The 4010-nt window shown below is 40.0% G+C and carries 3 protein-coding genes and 1 pseudogene; all 4 read left to right on the top strand.

Annotation, left to right across the window (positions count from 1 at the left end; translation table 11 throughout):
- A pseudogene (locus UC75_RS22225) lies at positions 1–900 on the top strand (type II secretion system protein GspD); the annotation flags it as partial.
- A gap of 40 nt (positions 901–940) precedes the next feature.
- The gene (locus UC75_RS16995) at positions 941–1570 is read left to right on the top strand and encodes an FHA domain-containing protein (protein ID WP_049838264.1); all 630 of its coding nucleotides are present in this window, start codon (positions 941–943) and stop codon (positions 1568–1570) included.
- 65 nt (positions 1571–1635) lie between these two features.
- Complete coding sequence (locus tag UC75_RS16990; RefSeq protein WP_049838263.1) at positions 1636–2304, top strand: phosphoglycolate phosphatase; 669 nt, start codon at positions 1636–1638, stop codon at positions 2302–2304.
- A gap of 109 nt (positions 2305–2413) precedes the next feature.
- Positions 2414–3907: an anthranilate synthase component I gene (gene trpE / locus UC75_RS16985; RefSeq protein ID WP_049838262.1), complete on the top strand. Its 1494-nt coding sequence runs from the start codon at positions 2414–2416 to the stop codon at positions 3905–3907.
- Positions 3908–4010 lie beyond the last annotated feature (103 nt).

Genomic DNA, 4010 nt, shown 5'->3' with positions numbered 1-4010 from the left:
GCTAATAAAGGTAACGGTGCAACTTTGGCCTTGGGTAATTTTGAGAATTCCCGTAAGGCTTACGGTGCCTTGATTCAAGCTCTCAAAAGCAACACTAAATCAAACTTATTGTCGACCCCATCTATTGTGACGATGGATAATGAAGAGGCTTATATCGTTGTTGGTCAGAACGTTCCATTTGTAACAGGTTCGGTCACTACGAATAGTACAGGTATCAATCCATATACAACTGTTGAACGTAAAGATGTGGGTGTGACATTAAAAGTTGTTCCACATATTGGTGAAGGCGGTACGGTCCGTCTTGAAGTAGAGCAAGAAGTTTCGAATGTTCAGACTAGTAAAGGGCAAGCTGCCGATTTAATTACCAATAAACGTGCGATTAAAACTGCTGTATTGGCCGAACATGGACAAACAGTTGTTTTAGGTGGTTTGGTGTCTGATGATGTTGAGCTGAGTCGTCAAGGTATTCCTGGGTTAAGCAGTATTCCATATGTAGGTAGATTATTCCGATCAGACAGTAGAAGTAATACGAAGCGTAATCTTCTTGTTTTTATTCATCCAACAATTGTGGGTGATGCGAATGATGTGCGCCGTTTGTCGCAGCAGCGCTACAACCAGCTTTACAGCTTGCAATTGGCGATGGATAGAAATGGCAACTTTGCCAAATTGCCTGAACAGGTTGATGATGTCTATAATCAAAAAATGACTCCGCCAAACATTACCTCTCAGCCAAAAAATTATCAGCAGGTTCCTTCAGGTGGCAAAAGCTCGACCGTAACAACACCTGTAGCTGTAGAGCCATCGGTTCAAAGACAAACATTACAGTTGCCTGAACCTGAAGTTAATCGTACTAAAAATACCGTAACAACAACGACACTGCGTCCAAGCACAGCACCGTAGTAGCATGTTATGATTGATAAAAAATGAATAGGACATACGCATGACTTGGAAATTACAAGCAATTACTGGCGAAATTACTGGCCAAGAAATTAGTGTTGATCGTGATATGTTAGTCGGGCGCCATCAAGATGCTGATGTATTGTTGCAAGCCGCTGAAATTTCACGTCGCCACGCTGCATTGCTTTTAAAAGATCAATTGCTATGGGTGCAAGACCTTAATTCATCAAATGGTACATTCATAAACGATATTCGTATTGAGCAAGAAAAACAGCTGCATGATGGTGATATTGTTCAATTTGCTAGCTTTAAATTTTCTGTATTATCGCCTGCGAAAGAAATATTAGATTTACCCGAAATCGAAGCAGAACCAGCGCAAACTGCTGCACTAACACAAGACTTAAGTGATCAAGGAATGCCAAGTCTTGCAGAGCGTGCTGCAGAAACAGAAGTTCGTCGTGATGGTATGCCACAGAATGTTTCTATACCAAAGCCTGCACCTATTCCAGAGGGTGTGGATGTCAATGTAAAACAACCATCACCTGTTGCCTTTGAGGAGCCTGTTTCTCGTGTTGCTGAAGAAAAAGAGCAACAGAAAAATGCCTCAGTTGGTTTAATCACTATTATTATTTTAGTAATTTTAGCTTTATTGGCATGGTTGTTCTTTAAATAATCCGTTGCTGCTTTTACAATCAAGGCATGCTAAAAGCATGCCTTTTTAATTTTGAGAAGAAAAAGATGTCTGTTGCACACCTAAGTAAGCGCGATTTAATTTTATTTGATCTAGATGGAACACTGGTTGATTCTGCTGCTGATTTGTATCGGTCTATGAATTTAAGTTTAGAAGCGCTCGGTTGGCCTTTGGTAACAGAAGCTCAGATTCGAGAATGGGTGGGTAAGGGAGCTTCAAAACTTTGTGAAAGTGTTCTTTTACATATTTTTGGAAAATTAGATGCTGAACAGCATAAAGTTCTCTTGCAGAAATTTGTTGACATATACGGTGCTGAACTTTGTGTGAATACTCAAATTTATCCTGGTGTAACTGAGTTTTTAAAGCATTGTAAAACTTTGAATATACATATGGCATGTGTTACCAATAAGCCTGTGCAACTTGCTCAAGGGTTACTTGATGCATTAGAACTTTCTTCTTATTTTCAAGTTGTACTTGGAGGCGATAGCTTGCCAGAGAGAAAGCCACATCCATTACCTTTGTTGCATTGCATGCAAAGTCTAAAAATATCTGCGTCACAATCATTAATGATTGGCGATTCAAGTAATGATATTGAGGCTGCGCGTCGTGCGGGAATTGATTGTATTGTGGTTAGCTATGGCTATAATCATGGAGAAAATATCTATGATTGCAAACCTCAGCAAGTGGTTGATAGTTTGGCTGAGTTAATTATCTAATGAGTGAAATGGAGATCAGCATGAATAAGCGTATGGTTTTTCGATGGCGTGTCTAAATCGAAACTAGAAAAACACACTTTTAAATCGAAACCATATTAGAGAAAAATTCATGACTACTTTAGCGCAATTCGAACAGCTTAAAGCATCAGGTTACAACACTATTCCAGTTTATCGTCAGCGTTTGGCAGATACGGAAACACCTTTATCTGTTTTTGCTCGTTTTAAGGAGCAAAAACAAGCTTATTTATTTGAGTCGGTTGAAGGTGGTGAAAACTGGGCGCGCTACTCCATGATTGGTTTAGGTGAGTCGACAGTTTTTTCATGTAATGCTGGCGTTTTATCTATACAGCATGCTGATGGTTCGGTCACACAAGAAGATTGTCTAGATCCATTTGAATATATTCGTGAATTCCAGAAGCAATTTACAGTTCCACCAGCTGAGCTTTTACCAGACTTGCCAAGTTTTACGGGCGGGCTGGTTGGTTATTTAGGTTATGATGCAGTTCGCTACATAGAGCCACGTTTAAAAAATGTTCCTGCGGCTGATCCAATTACATTGCCGGATTTGTGGTTAATGCTATCAAAAACGGTCATTGTCTTTGATAACCTTAAAGATACTCTGTTTTTAATTGTTCATGCCGATACAGCACAGCCAAATGCTTATGAAGATGCGCAGCAAAAGTTAGATCAATTGGAACAGTTGTTGGCTACACCAGTTAGTTTGCAAGCTAAGCCGCATACACCCCCACATTTTGAATCGATTACAGGTAAAGCGAAATTTCTTGAGACCATAGAAAAGGTTAAAGAATACATCCGTGCGGGCGATGTTATGCAGGTTGTTCCTGGTCAACGTATGGTTTCCGACTTTGATGGAGAGGCTTTACAGGTTTACCGTGCTTTACGTCATTTAAACCCTTCGCCTTATTTGTTCTTAGTACAAGGTCAAACAATTACGGATAAAAAACCATTCCATATTGTAGGGTCATCACCTGAAATTCTCTCTCGTCTTGAAAATGGTATTGCGACAGTTCGCCCGTTGGCTGGTACGAGACCACGCGGAAAAACTAAAGAAGAAGATATCGCTTTAGAAAAAGACTTACTCTCTGATGAGAAAGAAATCGCAGAGCATTTAATGTTGATTGATCTTGGTCGAAATGATGTTGGGCGAGTTTCTAAAATTGGTAAAGTCAAAGTGACTGATCAGATGGTCATTGAGCGCTATTCGCATGTCATGCACATTGTTTCAAATGTACAAGGTGAAGTGCGTGATGATATCGATGCACTAGACGTATTTAAGGCAACTTTCCCAGCAGGTACTTTGTCTGGCGCACCAAAAATTCGTGCAATGGAAATTATTGATGAAGTAGAGCCTGTAAAAAGAGGTGTTTTTGGTGGGGCAGTGGGATATTTAGGATGGCATGGTGAAATGGATATGTCGATTGCAATCCGTACGTGTGTAATCCGTGATAAAAAAGTGTATGTACAGGCTGGAGCAGGCTTAGTTGCTGACTCAAATCCTGAATCAGAATGGAATGAAACCCAAATAAAAGCTCGCGCAGTGATCAAAGCGGTTGAATTATCATCAAACGGATTGATTTTATGAGTTTTTAGCAGTTTTTTTAAAAAAACTGCTTGCATCGTTTGGAAGTTTTGCTAAACTGCACACCGTTCCGATACGAAACGTACGAAACACTAAGAAGCGCCGG

The organism is Acinetobacter sp. V2 (genome assembly GCF_001188385.1).
Lineage (GTDB): Bacteria > Pseudomonadota > Gammaproteobacteria > Pseudomonadales > Moraxellaceae > Acinetobacter > Acinetobacter oleivorans.
The sequence above is the reverse complement of the archived record's forward strand: the minus strand, read 5'-3'. Positions and strand labels throughout refer to the sequence as shown.

Bases quoted from the DNA above. Each gene is read 5' to 3' on its own strand.
- UC75_RS16995 (WP_049838264.1), top strand. From the start codon at position 941: ATGACTTGGAAATTACAAGCAATTACTGGCGAAATTACTGGCCAAGAA.
- trpE (WP_049838262.1), top strand. From the start codon at position 2,414: ATGACTACTTTAGCGCAATTCGAACAGCTTAAAGCATCAGGTTACAAC.
- UC75_RS16990 (WP_049838263.1), top strand. From the start codon at position 1,636: ATGTCTGTTGCACACCTAAGTAAGCGCGATTTAATTTTATTTGATCTA.